The sequence below is a fragment of the Paenibacillus sp. ISL-20 genome, assembly GCF_018613005.1.
Lineage (GTDB): Bacteria > Bacillota > Bacilli > Paenibacillales > Paenibacillaceae > Paenibacillus_AQ.
Genome location: NZ_JAGGRD010000008.1, coordinates 1 through 17,322 on the forward strand (window position 1 = coordinate 1; position 17,322 = coordinate 17,322).

The following is a 17,322-nucleotide window of genomic DNA, read 5'->3' on the forward strand; positions in this document are numbered from 1 at the left end:
CGCCCATGCTGGGCGTACTAACAAAAAGGCGACTGCATCAAGCAGTCGCCTTTGTCTTAAACGAGTATGGTTATTATTTCGCTTGAATATAACCTTCGGCTTTCAGCAGTTCGGCGATTAGAACAGCTCCGCCTGCCGCACCGCGCAGCGTATTATGTGAGAGTCCTACGAATTTGTAATCGTAGAGGGAATCCTCGCGCAGTCTGCCTACCGATACGCCCATGCCGCGCTCGATATCACGGTCCAGCTTGGTCTGCGGCCGATTCTCTTCTTCGAAATACGTAATGAACTGCTTAGGCGCACTTGGGAGATTCAGCTCTTGAGGTCTTCCCTTAAACTGCCGCCAGCAGTCCAGGATTTCATCCTTCGAAGGTTTGTTCTCGAACGATGCAAACACGGTGGCTAAGTGGCCATCGGTTACGGGAACGCGAATGCACTGCGTCGTAATCAATGGTGATTGGGCTTTCACGATCTCACCGTTCACGACGCTGCCCCAAATGCGCAGCGGCTCCTGCTCGCTCTTCTCTTCCTCCCCGCCGATATATGGTATCACATTGTCCAGCATATCCGGCCAATCGGTGAAGTTCTTGCCGGCACCGGAAATCGCCTGATAGGTGGAAGCAACAACTTGGGTGGGTTTGTAGTCAAGCAAAGCGTGAAGCGCCGGTACATAACTCTGAATGGAGCAATTCGGCTTCACCGCGATGAACCCGGTTGTGGTTCCCAGACGTTTGCGCTGTGCGGCAATCACGTCAATATGACCCGGATTAATTTCTGGAATGACCATCGGAACGTCAGGCGTCCAGCGATGAGCGGAGTTATTGGAAATGACGGGCGTGCCCGTTTTGGCATAAGCTTCTTCCAATGCCTGTATCTCATCCTTCTTCATATCAACCGCGCAAAAAACAAAATCAACCTCTGCTGCTACCTGTTCCACTTGCGAAGCATCCTGCACGATAATGCCTTTTACCTGCTCGGGGATTGGCGTCGCAAGCTTCCAGCGGCCCTGAACGGATTCCTCATACGTTTTGCCGGCTGAATTTCTGCTGGCTGAAATGGAAGTAACTTCAAACCATGGATGCCCATCCAGCAATTGCATAAAACGTTGACCGACCATACCCGTTCCACCGACAATACCGACTTTAAGTTTTTCTGTCATTCGTTACTCATATCCTTTCAATCGTGGCGTCATGTTCCCCATACATCGACTCTGATCTACCGTACGGACAAAAGCATGCAGTAAATGAGCTTCTTCTAGATAACTATTCAATCCGGCTCGATTCGTGTAGGCTTCCTACCTTGAACCTTCATATTGCTTGTGATATAAAAAAATCCCACCCCCAAGACCATAAGTCTTAGGGACGAGATTGTTATACTCGCGGTACCACCCCAAATTTGCCAATATGTCACCATATTCGCCTCATCGAGTACGGCATTACACGGTAATGCAGATACTCTAGCTCTGTAACAGGAGCTCCTGGCACACCATCCTCCTCTATATGAGGGTTCCATGTGCTGCTCTGAGTCTTTTTTCAATAAAGAACGCTTTGCCCCTTTTCAGCTGCCGGAGCTCTCTGTACAAGAATTCGTTTATTTACTCGTCTCTTCATCGCATTTGTTATGATCATTATATATAAAACCATTTCGGTGGTAAACCTTATTTATAAAATTTTCGGAAAACTTGGCTGATTTCATGAGCTGTTACTCCTATCAACACCTGTCGGAACCTTTTTATGGCTGAAGTCGCAGTGCTTCCAGTTCCATTTCCCGGTGTATCGCCATTTCCATTCTCGTTCTTAATCATATGTATTCATTCAACAACGGGTGATTGTATCCCAAAACATGTTGGATCCGGCCAGTCATGGAATCATCTTTATACTCGTTGCTCCATTGGAACAACTGCGTGTAGAGATCGGAGAACAGCTCCTTATTCGTCGCAATAAAACGGAGGGGATGAAGATAAGGCGGGGAACAATCCGGGCATCATGCGGTCATAGCCCAAGAACCCGAGCACATGCACAATATCGCCAGGCATGTTCTCCTTAAGTTTCTTCCCATCAAAACAAACATGCGCAATTTCCTCAGCCAATCTCTGATCTCCGCATCTCATAATTGGATCGAGCAGCAGGGAACGCTTGTAATCAGAAGGCTCCTCCGCAAACAGACGGAATAAGGCGGCTGCGTCATTCCGGTCACCATACAGGGAGGTAATCCGGCAGTATGAAGCCAGAATCGTCCCATCCATCCTGGGATTGTTCTTGAATTCTCTGATGAGCTTTTCAGTGTACATAATGCTTCAAGCTAAACGGCTATCGTTCCATCCGGACTTTCATTGCTCCTACATATTCTCCCCGCGGACGATAACTCCCCTATCCTTAGCCCGGAGTGCTGAAAATAATCTTCCTACCCCAAACCACAGAATCTCAACTAATGCGATGGCACCAACCACGTCCAGCAGGACATGCTGTTTCACGAATAGCGTGGAAACAATGATCGACCAAGCAATGATATGCACGACAACCCGATCTTTATTTGTAAAGCCTGCACTAGCTGCTGCCCCTTTTATCATCAAGTAACTGGTCAGGACATGGATGCTTGGGAAACAGTTGTAGGGATTGTCGGTACTATACACCAGGTTTACAAACCAATCAAGAACCCCTGTGCCCATAAGTGGCGGTCGCTCTACCGTCGTCTGGAACAAGAAAAAGATAATGTAACATGCAATTAGTCCAATACACTGGGTCAACAGTGTTCGATAATACACATTGCGATCTCTGGCACAGAACAAAAACAGCATGATAATGATAAAAGGGTACCATACCAGATAAGGTATAATGAATATCGGTACAAACGGAATCACGGTGTCAAGATCCGTCACTAGGCTTTTTACTGGCGTATGTGCATGGTTTAAGACACCATAAAAAATGTTGAGCACAGGAATGGCCAGGATCCATAGCAGCGGGAGATATGACTTCCATTTTAAGTTCATTGGCTTCCTCCCTTCTTCGACTCTTCAGTCTCTTTAAATATATAAAACAACAACGCAATTGCGCCACCTGTTTTTGACATTAACCAACGATTTCAGCCGTAATATCATATGGTTTGAATGTTAATCCGGATAACTACCATGGTCTCTCATCTTCACTTGCGTTTAGCTTAAGATCATCCCCTCATTTTGCACGACGAATTTGCCGGTAACTTCACAATATACCATGTCGTGAAGCAAGGCTCAAGTCAATCCCCCATCTTCATGTCAGTAAAAATCAACCATACAGACAAATCGAGCAAGTCCATTGCTGGACTGCTCGATTGGATAAGTTACTGCGTATAACCGATTTTCCCATTAATAATCGGCATATTCCCCTAATTCAATCGTTCCCCGCTTCTCCCTGCCTCCTTGGCCCCGCCGAGCATAAACCATTCGATGCTTCCGTTAAGCTCACACAAACAAGCAGCCCCTCACGGAGCTGCTTGTTCAAGTTTAGTTAATTTTGGTGAACAACCACTTCTGTGCATCCGTCCCATTGTCCGTCCACTGCTGGACAACAGCCCCATCTGCTGTGGAAGCACCGGCTACATCGACTGCCAGTCCGCTCACCTTGGACACAAGTTTGTAATACCCTCCGCCCACATCAACGATCTTCCATCGCTGCGCATTCGATCCATTATCATCCCATTGCTGCAGCTGAACGCCAGTGGATGTGGATGAACTCGGCACGTCGAGAACTTTTCCGCTGTGTACGGCTGTGAGTTTGTAGTACCCGTCTCCGGTGCTTTCTACTCTGAACCTTTGATTATTGGCGACGTAGTTGGTCCATTGCTGTATCTTGGCTCCACTTGCCGTGGAGACATCCACAACATCCATCACTTTGCCGCTCGCCTTGGAAGCGATCGTGTAAATCCCATCACTGATCACGTTTGATGCACCCGTGTCCTGATAGACGCGTACATAATCCACCAGCATCTGCGATGGGAACGGTGTGGAATTGTTCGGACTTCCAGGCCAATTTCCGCCGACCGCCAGATTCAATAATATAAAGAACGGGCGCTGGAATTCCTCGGTATTGCCGGTTCCATTCTCAATATAGAACTCATTGAACTGCTGGCCGTCCACGAACCAACGGATATATTTAGAGTCCCATTCTATGCTGTAGACATGGAATTGGGAGAAATCCAAATTGCCGGACACTCGTCCAAAATCGGCATGCCCACCTGCATCCCAGTGTACGGTACCATTCACGTAAGGGTTATTGTTTACCCGTTCCATAATGTCAATTTCTCCGCTTTTCGGCCAGCCAACCGAACTGATATTGCTTCCGAGCATCCAAAACGCCGGCCACAAGCCTTGACCCGAAGGCAGCTTGATCCGCGCCTCCACTTTCCCGTAAGTAAAGCTCTTCAAGTCTTGGGTTTTGATCCGGGCAGAAGTGTAATTCATCCCGCCATAAGATTCCTTCTGCGCTGTAATGACAAGGTTACCGCCAGTAACCTGCACATTCTGTGCCCTGTCGGTATAATACTGCAGCTCATTGTTTCCCCATCCGCCGCTGCCGGTACCGATTTCCGGTGTCCAATTGGCTCTATTGAGCGAGGTTCCGTTGAACTCGTCACTCCATACCAAATTCCAGTTCGGTGCGGCATTGGTTTTGTTGACAGGCAATAGAACGACCAGAAGACTGAACAGTATAACTACACATATTCCTTTTCTTAGCATCATGTTCCCTCCTAATTATCATCGGATTATGGCTTCATGGATACCAGTGCAACTCATAGCTGTTCTTCAAGCGAACCGTCTACTGAAGCTTCGAATCACCTCTCTTTCTGTTCACCATTGTTTGCCATACAACCAATCTATGATGGTAGATTCACTTGTTGTTCGAGGATATAACACTTGAAATAATACGCTTACATTTCCATTATAAGACCATTATATACCACTATCAACCTCAATTTATATTTATTTACATTTTAGGTCTATATTCTATGCATCCCTATCCTATCAAAAAAACCGGCTGCAAGCGCCGGCTTAGAGTCTCCCTCGATCACATTTGTTATTCCCACCAATCGTTCCGCTCTATAGACGTAGAATATCGCTCATCGTTTTGTAGTTTTTGTTGACAGTCAACCGTAATGATGAGTTCACCCTTATGTTCCCCATTATCGTCTGACGGAACAACAATAACCTGAACTCTCGCATGGAGATTCAGGTTATTAGGGACAACATGGTATCGTCCATACTTATTCACGACATATCATGAGTTTGTTTCCATCGGGATCCTTCACGACGAACCAATGATTATGTTCAATTTCCGTAACGAGTTCCACTCCGAGCTTTTTCATGTAGGCTAATGATCCTTCCAGGTCCTCTGTCAGCAGCATGAACGCAGGAGTATCGATAGACGGCGCTCCCCCCGGCTGATCTCCTCCCCACTTCGGCATAGTATCCAGGATCACGCCCGTTCCTTCCATGGGCAAAGGGCATAGATGACCATTCATCACCTGGCAATCATCTTCCGCTATTCCGAGTACACGGCAGTACCAGCTGCGCGACCTTTCGATATCCCGAACCGGAATGAAAATGCTGCCTACTTTGTTCTTAATCGGGCTTGCCTGTGCATGGTTGTGACCATCCTGCATTTGTTCGTTCATTGTTTTGCCTCCATGTATCATTTTTAACACGCGGGGTGTCGTAAACGGACGATACCCTTCCGGCTGCACTTTTTCGATAGGCAATCGGCTCATCAACTCCCTCCATTCTTATGACTATGGCATGATTTGAACAGGAACATAACACTTCACTTTGAAAATCCCGTGGTCCGCCTCTTCCTTAGGTAAGTAACTCGCAAACCAAGAGCGCGCTGGATCTGGCCTATACTCGGTTGACATATTGAGCCACCGATCCACTCTTTCAAATACACCTGTCATTGTGCCATAAGCACCTGAATCCAGACAGGCATACATTCCGCCTTCCAGCTCAACTTGCAGATCTGCTTCTTCATGGGAAGGAAGAAACTCCTCAGGAGGGGCTAAATAAACCTCGTACGAAGAGCTTTCGTCCAGCAGTCCACCGTCACAGTGCATGAATACACGAATTCGCGAATCTTCAATTAATCCATTACGGCATAACCAGGAAATGGAAGCTTCATCCGCTTGTTTGACACAGTCTACACCCGTTCTTCGAAAACGCATCACCTTAAGCGAAGACAACTCCACGATTTCAATACGCTTCACCAGCTTACTTCGTTCCACCGGAAGATAAAGCTTCATACGAACGATTTGATCCCGGTTCAGAGCATATTCTTCAATGAATTCATGCTTTCCTTGCTCAAACACACTGCGGGGCAGCCATTCGGAGAACAAACGGTTCCAGGTGTTCTGAATACTGTCTTCCCCCACCGATGGGGATCTAGCCACTGCATACAGGCCGCCGTCAAGAGCCATGGAATGTAGTTCCGGATGCTTCACGATCTCTGCTTGGTCCATCAAGTCTACGGCGAGCAGCTGAAAACCAAATGGCTTGGTCTCACCTTCCATATCCACGTTCCAACCGAAAAGCCTCAAGCCATTAATGTCAATACGGTGTGAAGACAATAATTCGCGAAAATGATCAATCGCCGCGGTTTCTATGCCACTCTCAGACTCAGAAACAAACAGATAGCCGATCCCTTTCTGAGGATTTAGACGGATAACCCTTACCTCAGGGAATCGTTCTGATATGTCCCGCTCTTCCAGATAGCACACATGTTCATTCAGATTCATCCGTTCGAAACTGTAAACCAACTGAGATCTCCGGTATTGTCCTGGTGTCAGTCCCGTGAGCCTCTTGAAGGTTTTAATGAATGCCTGGTAGGACTCAAATCCGCAGCGGTATCCGATATCGATTGTCGGCAAGTCGGTATCCCGCAAGCAGATGGCGGCTTCGTTGATTCTGCGTTTACGTATGTACTCCTTGATGGGGTGTCCCGTCAGGCTATGAAACAATCGGTATAAATTTGGCAATGACATGGCCGCCACGCCGGCAATTTCCTCGAGTGTCAGCGATTCCGTTAGATGATCTTCGATATAATCTATGGTGCGTTGAACGATTTCACTGCTCTGCATTTCAAGTCCAGTTGCCCCCTATCTATGTGGATTGACTATGAAGTCATCATACCAAATTCCATGCAGCAAGAACTGTACTTTTTTATCAAAAAAATGAGATGAATGATCTGTTAAAAACAGAACTACGATCTTAGTCGTAAATTTGGTTGCTGGATAAGAAATGTAACAGTTTTTCATCAAAATGACGTGCATGTTGTCCAATCCAGATCAAATGTCCCCACGAGTCGAGCACGTTAGCTTCTGCATGTGGAATACAAGATTGAGCTTGCTCAACATGAGTTAAGGGGACAACACTATCATTTTTACTATGCTGGATCAGCGTCGGTGTACGAATACTCCTTAATTCGTTCGTATAATCGGTTTGTGACTGTTCCAAATCAATGAGGAATCTTTCACGGATTTCACTAAAACGGAGTTTGGAAAAGGACGGCAGCATTAATTTGAATGTAGTTTGTGGCAGTATATTGTTTATTAATGCAATCATGTTCCACGTTTTTTTCTCAACGCTGGGTTTAAAAATACGACGTCCCAGTTTATATTCTTTGTCTTGAGGTTTGAGCCAGGGTTTAGTGACGGCACTCTGAAGTGTCAAACTTGCAACACGGTCAGGAAACATAGCCGCAAAGCAAACACCGGTTGGTCCACCCGCCGATACTGCTATAATATATGTACTTTTTTTATCTGCAGATGATCTAACAACGCTTGATAGATTCCGCACATTTTTTTCAAGTCCTGTACCGGTGAAGTCTTACCGTAGCCCGCTCTTGATGGAGTAATGACCGAATATCCGGAGGACAACAATGTCTGGTACCCGAATGTCGGAACCAAAAAAAGTGCTGGCATTCACGCCAACACTTCCTCACGGGATATTTTCTCAACATTGAACAATATAATAGAAGCAATTCAACGATCTCGATTTACCATGTAATTTAATAAATGCTTGAGAAACGCCGTATTGCGTGGCATCTCCTGCAGCGCCTCCATGGCCAGGCAATAATGCTCCCACATTTCCCGACTGGCGCCTTCCTGACCCAAGATGCTCACAAAGGTTGATGTGTTGTTCTCCGCATCCTGTCCTCCGGGTTTCCCGAGCTGCTCCAAATTCCCCTGCACATCAAGCAAATCATCCTGGATTTGAAAGGCTATGCCCGCATGGTAAGCGAATTTCTTCAGTGTCGCAATTTCGCTCTCCTTCACCTGAGCAAGGATGGCAGGCATAACGAGAGATGCCTCAAACGCAATACCCGTCTTGTAATAACAGACCGTATTCAGCTCCTCCAAGGACAATGCCTTCCCTTTTGAATTCAAATCCATCGCCTGGCCCGAACACATATCTCCAGCCCGCTGGGACGAATATTGAATCAGCTTCAGCACCGTTTTGGGATCAAACCCTTCAAGGGACGATTGTTCTTCGATGGCCTTCTGAATCAGGAACAAACCGGTGATTTCCGCCGTGGCGCTATCATGAACCCGATGCAAGGTCGGTCGCCCTCTACGGGTAGAGGCGTTATCCTGGGACGGCAAATCATCGAATATCAAGGAAGCAGTATGCATGTATTCAAGCGACCTTAGCAGCGGCACGATGGCGGAAGCTTGCAGTCCGTATTCGTTCACGGCCATGACCCAAGTCAAGGTTGGTCTTAGACGTTTGCCGTCCCCTTCGAGTGTATAATTGGCGGCATCAATCAGCGACTCTTTCATTTGTGGAATGCCAGGGAGTTTCGCGATTTGCAAGCTGTTGTTGATCTCATTCCGAACGGTTTTAAAGGTATCGATAAAAAAATCCTTTTCCTTCCGCTCGTTTCGGAGCACCGTAACCATCTGGTCCCGGAGCAATTTATCGAAGAAATCCACCTGATCGGCTTTTAGAACCATTTGCTGGATGAGCTGATTAAATTCCGGGTTCCCGGATGCAAAAATATCCATGATTTCATGATATTTCTCAGCCCCGACTCGTTCTTTACAACGCTTCAGGCCATTGATGGCCCGATCCAGCATTACCTCTCGCGTCTTGGCGTCCGAGCGATACACATTATGAATCAGGTGAGAGATAACCGCCCAGTACATTTCAAAGGGATTGATAAGATCCGTACGCTGCCCGCGATATTTTAAATAGTAAGTATACGGTGTTACCGCTCCGTCTTCCATATCCTGAAACATATCGGCAAAATCATCGGCCAGCTGGTTGTAGATACCGTAAAAGAATGTCCGGTCCTCAAAACCTTCATCCGCCGACGCGCTGATGACGGAACGGACGATCAATCGGGAGGACGATGATTTCAGAATGATCGGCAGATATAATTCCTCGTTGCTGTAATTGGGATTGGCGAGATCCTTAATACGGTCAATATGCTGGGAATGAAAAAACACATTAGACTGCTCAAAAAAAGCCTGCTGCGTTTCCGGGCGTTGGTGTCCCTGAATATACTCAAATGCATCTCGAAGCTCCTTATGAACGAAATGAACGAGATCCATGTTTTTCCCGCTCCACTGACCAATCTCCGGAACCGTTCCAGTGAGAAGCGCCTGACGTATCATTTGGGAGTATTGTTCCTTCTCCTGAGCGTTCAAGACCCCCGAATCGAGCAGATCGTCTATAAAAGGATAGGTCAACCCGTAGGAATAACCCAATCGGATGGCATCATCAAGGCGGGCTGAACGCTCCGCGGGCGAAGTCTCTGCCCCCATATCTTCAATGACATGCATTACAACACCGACGATAATTTTGATCAATTTGCGTTGGGCTTGGTCCGCATCCATCTCCTCCGGAATATGGGTCGCCACATGCTTCAGTTTGTTGATGACCCAAATGACGGCATTTTCGATACCTTCCTTCTGGGCCCACCGGTACAGTCCGGCCAAACTCATATAATCCGGGGTGTCTCCTCCGTTCGTACTGGTGGAGCGAAGCAGAAGTTTTTTGGTATCGCCAACAACGCGCCGTATTCTGGCCTTCGTGTCAGGCGAGTCCAGAGCCATACCCAAATCTCTCATATAAATATAGGAAATGCTTCGATCCAAGTAATCATCCAATCCACCGGTATAATGGAGCCATCCGATATATCTATGATAATCCCGGGTATCCGGTTTCTTCTTTCCCGGCGATAAAAAAGACAGCCATGAAGGACGATGAATATGCTTCCTTTTCCACAATAGAATGTCTTCTGTCAGGATCGGCACATAACTCTTTTCCTTAACCTGTACATAAAGTGATGCAAAATACTGAGCTGCCTTCTGTTCAGCCCGCCGATATCCCGTATCGGCATAATCTGTATACGCCACATTCATATGATGGAATCCCTCAACTTCTTTAAGTGTTTAACATGTGCCCATGTTTATAACCTATATACGTAGAAGTTTCAATCGGGTTACACTTCAGTTTCAGCGTTGAAACAAATCGATAGCCTGGATCCAGAAGTCCATAGCGATTACTCAATATTATGAACCTGGTCGTACAAACCGGAACCAGCCAAAATCAAACTGGCTTCCCGGCAGGAAGATGAACGTCACCTTCTGTTTGCCGGTTACATGCTCCAGATTGTACACTTGCTCTTCGTATCCATCAGACCGCGTAAATTCAACAAGCTGGTTGCTTTCTCCTTCCGAATTGGCAAACCGGATATGAATCGTGTTTTTATCTATGACCGAACGGCCGTATACAATCAGTTTCGATGCACCTGCTTCTGAGAAATCCATCGGGTCAAACTCGAGGGAAACATTATTTCCGATACCTTCAACAACCTTGTTGTCCATAATCGTAAAGGTATCTCCATAGATCCGACCGCAATCTGCGGCAAAATTTTGCTCGAAGGCTCTATTCCCCACGTGAAAATAAAACCCTTTGATGTGCACCTTCTGACGAAGGACAAAGCATATTGATGTGATGCCGCGCAGCTTCTTGGACAACCGGTAGGTTTCTTCCTGATACACGTTCCACTTTGACTCTTTCTGATAAATACAATCAGCCAGCAAGGAGCTGCCCTCCTCACCGGGCATGCCTTCCCAGATTTGCAGAAAGTACGCTTCGCTTGAGAGTGCAAATATCGGAACGGTTATCGTATCAGAGCCATGGGGACCGAAATCGATGTCCCGAAATCCGACTTGCGTCTCGCCGTCTCTGCTCGTAGCTACGCCTCTTTCGTTTCCGTTCCCAATTTCACCTTGACTATAGTCATACAGTCCTGCCGAAATGAAGGAGTATGGATCTTTGTAGGCCGAACCCAAACCATCGGCTTCCACACTGGCGATATTGGATTCGATGCCGACATCATTCACGACAGCCCATTCAACCTCTTGATAAGAGGTTTCCGGCGGATGTAACCTGGCACGCATCACCACTTGCCGATTGGACGGATGAAATGTTTGACCTCCTTCGCTGATCAGCTCAATCTTGCGAAGCGGAAGCTCAAGCAAACTCCCCGTCAGGCACAGCCCATCTTCGTTACTCATGCTTGCTGATATGCCTGTTGTCACTTCTTCCTGTGCGGGAGGAATGGATGTCAAATGTAGGCATTGGCTCTCCAAACCAATCGAAGACACTTCGATCTGAATTTGGCCAGCCTCCAATGTGGATCCGATGATCGCCATCAGCTTGCCGCTGAACAGCCTTCTGCTTCGGCCTTTGTACGGATCGTAATCCGTGCTGTCCCCATTATCGAGTCCAAGCAATCGCCCGGCACCCGTGACATGGATCTCCACCCGGTTATTCGCGTTCTCGACAGCATAGCCGTCCTCATCTTCCATCGCGATTTCGACGAAGATGAGGTCTGTTCCATTAGCTGTTAATTCTTCCTTATCCGGGCGCAAAACAATGCCCTTGGCATCGCCAAAAGAGGTTTGTATATCCGTAGCCACGATACGTCCTGCTTCGTCATAAGCCATCGCTTTCAATTCGCCTCTCACATAAGGTATCTTCCACCAGCCGACAAGCTGTCTTCCGTGTGCATGGTCAATATCATGTTTACCGATGGTTTCCCCATTAAGCTGCAACTCGACCCTTGGCGCATTGGAACAGATGCGAACATCGATCATTTGACCGTCGTTGAAATCCCAGTATGGCAGCAGATGCACCATGGGCTTTGTTTTGTACTCTGTCCAGGCCGCTTGATATATATAATAGGAATCCTTCTTGAAGGTTGCCGTATCCATCTGACCAAAATAAGAGTTTTTGGTATGATACGGCGTAGGTTCTCCAATATAATCGAATCCGGTCCATATAAACTGTCCCAGCGAGAAAGGCGTATCCCGCTCAGCCAGAATGCACGCCTCCGCCGATTTCGCTCCCCAACTGGTCGAGCTGTTTCCGAGGGAGGAACACTGCTCGTCATCATCGGCGAGAATGGACTTCTCAAACGGGAAATGATAGATGCCTCTGCTTTGTACGACCGACGCGGTCTCGCTGCCATAGATGATCCAATCCGGATGTTCCTGATGATGCTTCTCGTAATATTTTTCAGCATAATTATAACCTGCCAACTTTACGATGTCGGCACAATGCTGCGCGTTCTCCCAAGGCATATAATTCGATCCGATGGTAACGTTTGCATTATGCTTGGGATCGTATCGCTTAACCTCTGCCATCAGCATTCTTGTTATAGCCTGACCTCTCTCATCCGCATGGGTATCATATATTTCATTACCGATACTCCACATTATAAGAGACGGATGGTTCCGGTCCCGCTTAACCCAGCTCCTCACGTCACGCTGAACCCAATCCGGAAAAAACCTTGCATAATCATAAGGGGTTTTCGGTCGTTCCCACATATCAAAGGCTTCCGATGCAATCAGCAGACCCATTTCATCCGCAAGATCCATCCATTCCTTAGCAGGCATATTGTGTGCGGTGCGGATCGCGTTAGCTCCCATGTTTTTCAAAATGGTAAATCTTCTGGCTAAGGCCGTTTTGTTGAACGCTGCTCCCAAGGCTCCAAGATCATGATGCTCGCATACGCCGTATAATTTCAGTTTGCTGCCGTTCAGTAGGAACCCCTGATTCGGATCAAGCTGGATATGGCGGAATCCCACGTTGTGCGTTACCGATTCTACAATTTCATCATGCTGGTCTGCCGGATAATCTGTTCCAATCACCCTCATTTCGGTAACCAGCTGATACAAATGAGGTTCATCCGGGTTCCAGAGCCCTGGACTCTCTACAGCTAATGTTTGCATTCATTATACTGCCAGTGTTGTTAGCATTGATGCGAGCTGACACCTCTGCGATCCTCTGACCATCCTTCATGATGATGTGGTTGATAACCACATCATCAACGATATTCACTTCCGTGTCGACTTCGACCAACCATCCATTTTCCTGACATACTGTTGATATATAAATGCCGTCTGTTGTGATATAGTTCGCTTCCCTTATCTTTAACCACACATTACGGTAGATGCCCGCGCCCGAATACCATCGGCTGTTCGGACTTTGGTGCACAACCTTCACAACGATGACATTCTCCCCTTCGACCAGGAAATCCGTTATTTCGTGTTCAAAGGAGGAATATCCATATTTCCATTCGCCCACGTAATGACCATTGACATAGACCGAAGAATCCATATACACACCGTCAAAACACAGCAAAACCTGAGCGCCCTCGTTATTCCACGACCATTGCTTCCGGTACCAGCCCATGCTGTTTTCATATAACTTCTCCGTGTTATAAATAAGCCAATCATGGGGAATATCCACGGGTTGGAATATAAGATTCGCCGAGTCCGTAAGGTCAAGACTGCTTTTTGCAAATGTCCATCCATCATTAAACAATGTTTTTTTGTTCATGAGTGGTATCCACCTTCTTTATTTATTTAATAAATCCAATGTAAGCAGCATATTGAATCCAGTCTATCCTACTATATCAGGATGCTTTATCATTTGAGCCCGCTCTTACAAAAGTTCTAAAGTTTTCAAAGGATATTCTTTAATCACCCTATTCTGTTCACCCATACAAAAAGGAGCCCTTTGACTGCAGCAAACGTCAGAGCTCCTTGCTTGTTATGATGTAAATATGAAAAAGAGATCAAGAAAACTTGATCTCCTCGATTAGCACCGAGTGTTTAGTGCAAGTACCCAGTCTCCACCTCATCCAAGACTTTTCTTGCTTGTTCGATCCACATATCGTCCACCGATGCGTCAGGGTCGATGGGAGCCTGGAATTGATCAAAGAGAGCTCCCAATAAACGAGGTGCCGCATGCTTGTCGGTTCCCGTATTGTATATATGTCTAAACACGAATGGACGGCCGAGCTTTATCGTAGCATGGCAGCCACCGCATTCGCCATCTAAGCTGCCTTTGGTTACCAGAAAAGGGATCCGAAGCCACACCATCCGCTCCTGATCCAAGCGCCGGTCCAGATAACCATGCTTGTAATCCCAATTGCCGGCTAACGTGAAATCATGTTTACATAGATAGGTATCAATATTCACAAAACGGTCTTCGATATTCTCCAATCTCGATTCCAAATTAATCATGTGCGCCCACCTTATCTTTTTAGTTCTAGGATGGACTTGAATTCCAAGTCATATACGGGTGTCTTTTACAAATTCAACATGACGAATCATTTCCATATGCTGAGTCTCACTTTCGGCCTCTGACTAGTGGCATCCTCCCTTAAATTACTAGTTGCTATGGTGTATGCTTTCGAATCTCCTTGAAAACCCATAAATTTAATGACATTCGTCATTAAAACAGTGACACTAGGCCATTTCGAAGTCAAAAACACAACTTTCTTCCTGAGTAGTTAGCCTTAATTTTGTTCAAATTCATATAATCTATATCATTTAGTTAAACTTTACCAAATATAGCGTAGTTCCTTTTAAACCGATCATCCGTTCGATGTGTTCCTTGCTACCTGTCCCGTAAGAACAAGGGCTCATCTTTTTTTGAGGTATCAATGCTATAATAACCCCGTTTACTAAATAGAGAATACGTGGAGTTCTCGCAGAGAAACGGAGGGAAAACATGAAAGTGAAAGGTTACCCGATGCTTGTCAGTCTCTTGGCTGTCATGCTTCTGGTGGGGCTTCATACCCCGGCTTATGGGGAAAATGCTACAAAAAAAGCAACTTGGATCTGGCAGACGAATCTGATTCAGGATGGCGGCGAAGAACTTCTTCGTTTTTCCAGAGAAGAGGGAATTAATCTAATCTACTTACAGATTGATCGTCAACTGCCTTCCGACATTTACGAGGCATTTATACAGCGCGCGCATGAGAATCAAATCGCAGTGCATGCTTTAGGTGGAGATCCAAGATGGGCCCTCACCGAACATCGGGAAGATATGCTCGGACTTGCGGATTGGGTGGTGAACTATAACGGCAAGGTTTCGGCCGGTGCCCGATTTGACGGAATCCATCTTGATATAGAGCCGTATGTACTTGCTCATTGGGAGGACGAGAAGGACAAGATCATCAGCACCTGGGAACAAAATCTGGAGGTGTTCCTGAATCAAGTATCCGGGGAACTGGAACTCGGAATCGACATCCCCTTCTGGTTTGATCAATACTCCTTGGGGAATGGCACCAATCTGAATGAATGGCTGATCCGTACATTTGACCAGGTTACCGTGATGGCCTACCGGAACGAAGTAGAATCCGAGCATGGAATACTGGACCTGACGCGAGATGAGCTCGAGCTTGCCAACAGGCTTGGTAAGCAGATTCTTATTGGGGTTAACACGAAGGAAATGCCGGGCGAGCCTCACACCAGCTTTTATGGACATGGTAAGGAAAGAATGAATGAGAAACTGGAGCATCTGTCCAGTGTGCTCGGTTCATATGCATCCTTTGCCGGGATCGCTATCCACGATATTCGCAACTGGCAAAACATGTCCAATGATGAGAGCGTACCGCCAGACGATAACGATCCTACCTCCCCATCACCGGACCCCGATCCGAATCCTGAACCGGGAGAAGGCGGTCGCGTGCCAGATGCGGATCCGGTTACACGGGACTCTATCGTAAGAGGCACGTATATATGGGAAGCTCATGAAGTGATTCAAAACAGTCAGGAAATTCTTGATTTTGCGAAAGAGAAAAACTTGAACTGGCTGTATGTAAGACTGGACCTGGAGCAACCGTACAGTTCGTACTCTTCGTTTGTTAAACAAGCGGCTGCTGCCGGAATCGAAGTTCATGCCATGGGTGGTCATCCGATATGGGCACTTGAGGAGAACCGGCCCAGAATGCTGCGATTGGTTAATTACGTAAAGAACTACAACCGCGCAGTGGAAGGCAATGAACGTTTTCATGGCATTCATTTGGACATTGAGCCTTATGTACTGCCTGCGTGGAGGGAAAATTCGCAGCAGGTTATTTCCGAATGGACCGCGAATCTGGATGCCTTTGTTACGGAATTGAAAAAGGACTCCAATCTGGAAGCAAGTATGGATATGGCCGTGTGGCTGGATAAATACAAAGTTACCGGTCAAGATATGTCGCTCAGCAAGTGGATGATCAACCGAATGGACCATGTTTCACTCATGGCCTTCCGGGATGTAGCGGAAGGATCGAATGGGATTGTCGCAGTCGCTAAGAAAGAGATTGCATTTGCCGATGAGTTGGGCAAACCGATCAAGATTTCCGTCGAGATCAAAGCCAGCCATGAAGGAGATCATATTTCCTTCTATGAAGAAGGAGCAGCTTACATGGAGGAAGAGCTTGCCAAACTGCCTGATTTATTGAAGGATTCTCCTTCCTTTACCGGTAGCGTGGTGCATGCTTATGCTTATTGGAAGAATGCTAAACCTTAAGAGGTAAAAAACTGAATAACCCCATCGCTCTTGAACGAGCAATGGGGTTATTTTATTGACGCGTTAGGAGGCGTGACTCGCTCTTATCAACAGGGGATGCATATAATATTTCACCGTGGTTACGAGGCTCGCCGTCTCTTTTCAAACAAATGCTCGCCCCTGAGCCACATATGATATAAATACTCGAAGCTTCCCGCAAGTACTGCAATCAGCAGGACCTCCGAGAAATCAAGGGTCCAGTTCGTAACACCGCCAATAATCCACAGCATTACAAATACCAATCCGGCATCGGCAATCGTTGCCATCATATTGCTGGTACGTGGCAGAATAAATAAATCTCCCACCAAATAAGCAACGATGCCAATTCCTAATGCCGTCAATATAGCCCCTGTGAACGAAGCATCGGTAAGTGCAACCAGCAGTGCGGTAATCAAAACTCCATGCACCAATAACTTAACAAGCAGTTTCATAAGCGA

11 protein-coding genes, 1 pseudogene and 1 other annotated feature are annotated in these 17,322 nt (G+C 46.7%); of the genes and pseudogenes, 1 reads left to right on the top strand and 11 read right to left on the bottom strand.

Features of this window, described 5'->3' with window-relative positions; all coding sequences use genetic code 11:
* Window positions 1–73 precede the first annotated feature (73 nt).
* From asd to J7E85_RS05300, 10 genes and pseudogenes are all read right to left on the bottom strand, one after another.
* On the bottom strand, window positions 74–1,159 hold the full coding sequence (gene asd, locus J7E85_RS05255) for an aspartate-semialdehyde dehydrogenase (protein ID WP_215155741.1): 1,086 nt from the start codon (window positions 1,157–1,159) through the stop codon (window positions 74–76).
* Between the two features lie 195 nt (window positions 1,160–1,354).
* Window positions 1,355–1,619: a binding site (T-box leader), on the bottom strand.
* Between the two features lie 308 nt (window positions 1,620–1,927).
* Complete coding sequence (locus J7E85_RS05260) at window positions 1,928–2,290, bottom strand: hypothetical protein (RefSeq protein ID WP_215155743.1); 363 nt, start codon at window positions 2,288–2,290, stop codon at window positions 1,928–1,930.
* Between the two features lie 48 nt (window positions 2,291–2,338).
* On the bottom strand, window positions 2,339–2,989 hold the full coding sequence (locus J7E85_RS05265; protein WP_215155745.1) for a phosphatase PAP2 family protein: 651 nt from the start codon (window positions 2,987–2,989) through the stop codon (window positions 2,339–2,341).
* A gap of 492 nt (window positions 2,990–3,481) precedes the next feature.
* Window positions 3,482–4,717, bottom strand: a complete 1,236-nt coding sequence (locus J7E85_RS05270; protein WP_483311300.1) for an RICIN domain-containing protein — start codon at window positions 4,715–4,717, stop codon at window positions 3,482–3,484.
* 521 nt (window positions 4,718–5,238) lie between these two features.
* A complete protein-coding gene (locus J7E85_RS05275) occupies window positions 5,239–5,649 on the bottom strand; it encodes a VOC family protein (protein ID WP_098745104.1) in 411 nt (136 codons plus the stop codon).
* 114 nt (window positions 5,650–5,763) lie between these two features.
* Window positions 5,764–7,101 carry a helix-turn-helix domain-containing protein gene (locus tag J7E85_RS05280; RefSeq protein WP_215155749.1) on the bottom strand — a complete coding sequence of 446 codons (1,338 nt, stop codon included), beginning with the start codon at window positions 7,099–7,101 and terminating at the stop codon, window positions 5,764–5,766.
* A 130-nt stretch (window positions 7,102–7,231) separates the two neighbouring features.
* Window positions 7,232–7,819 carry an alpha/beta fold hydrolase gene (locus tag J7E85_RS05285; protein ID WP_353049468.1) on the bottom strand — a complete coding sequence of 196 codons (588 nt, stop codon included), beginning with the start codon at window positions 7,817–7,819 and terminating at the stop codon, window positions 7,232–7,234.
* 185 nt (window positions 7,820–8,004) lie between these two features.
* Window positions 8,005–10,389: a polyprenyl synthetase family protein gene (locus J7E85_RS05290; protein WP_215155751.1), complete on the bottom strand. Its 2,385-nt coding sequence runs from the start codon at window positions 10,387–10,389 to the stop codon at window positions 8,005–8,007.
* Between the two features lie 150 nt (window positions 10,390–10,539).
* A pseudogene (locus J7E85_RS05295) lies at window positions 10,540–13,879 on the bottom strand (glycoside hydrolase family 2 TIM barrel-domain containing protein).
* A 275-nt stretch (window positions 13,880–14,154) separates the two neighbouring features.
* Window positions 14,155–14,568: a YugN-like family protein gene (locus tag J7E85_RS05300; RefSeq protein ID WP_215155754.1), complete on the bottom strand. Its 414-nt coding sequence runs from the start codon at window positions 14,566–14,568 to the stop codon at window positions 14,155–14,157.
* Between the two features lie 490 nt (window positions 14,569–15,058).
* Here J7E85_RS05300 and J7E85_RS05305 point away from each other — a divergent pair, with 490 nt between their 5' ends.
* Window positions 15,059–16,846, top strand: coding sequence for a hypothetical protein (locus J7E85_RS05305; RefSeq protein WP_215155756.1), 1,788 nt, complete (start codon window positions 15,059–15,061; stop codon window positions 16,844–16,846).
* Window positions 16,847–16,965: 119 nt separating this feature from the next.
* Here J7E85_RS05305 and J7E85_RS05310 read toward each other — a convergent pair whose 3' ends face one another.
* Window positions 16,966–17,316 (bottom strand): DUF2512 family protein, encoded by a 351-nt coding sequence (locus tag J7E85_RS05310; RefSeq protein ID WP_215155758.1) that lies wholly within the window; start codon window positions 17,314–17,316, stop codon window positions 16,966–16,968.
* Between the last annotated feature and the right edge of the window lie 6 nt (window positions 17,317–17,322).

What these genes read in the sequence shown, in the direction of transcription:
- asd (WP_215155741.1), bottom strand. Translation starts at nt 1,159, where the DNA reads ATGACAGAAAAACTTAAAGTCGGTATTGTCGGTGGAACGGGTATGGTC.
- J7E85_RS05260 (WP_215155743.1), bottom strand. Translation starts at nt 2,290, where the DNA reads ATGTACACTGAAAAGCTCATCAGAGAATTCAAGAACAATCCCAGGATG.
- J7E85_RS05265 (WP_215155745.1), bottom strand. Translation starts at nt 2,989, where the DNA reads ATGAACTTAAAATGGAAGTCATATCTCCCGCTGCTATGGATCCTGGCC.
- J7E85_RS05270 (WP_483311300.1), bottom strand. Translation starts at nt 4,717, where the DNA reads ATGATGCTAAGAAAAGGAATATGTGTAGTTATACTGTTCAGTCTTCTG.
- J7E85_RS05275 (WP_098745104.1), bottom strand. Translation starts at nt 5,649, where the DNA reads ATGAACGAACAAATGCAGGATGGTCACAACCATGCACAGGCAAGCCCG.
- J7E85_RS05280 (WP_215155749.1), bottom strand. Translation starts at nt 7,101, where the DNA reads ATGCAGAGCAGTGAAATCGTTCAACGCACCATAGATTATATCGAAGAT.
- J7E85_RS05290 (WP_215155751.1), bottom strand. Translation starts at nt 10,389, where the DNA reads ATGAATGTGGCGTATACAGATTATGCCGATACGGGATATCGGCGGGCT.
- J7E85_RS05300 (WP_215155754.1), bottom strand. Translation starts at nt 14,568, where the DNA reads ATGATTAATTTGGAATCGAGATTGGAGAATATCGAAGACCGTTTTGTG.
- J7E85_RS05305 (WP_215155756.1), top strand. Translation starts at nt 15,059, where the DNA reads ATGAAAGTGAAAGGTTACCCGATGCTTGTCAGTCTCTTGGCTGTCATG.
- J7E85_RS05310 (WP_215155758.1), bottom strand. Translation starts at nt 17,316, where the DNA reads ATGAAACTGCTTGTTAAGTTATTGGTGCATGGAGTTTTGATTACCGCA.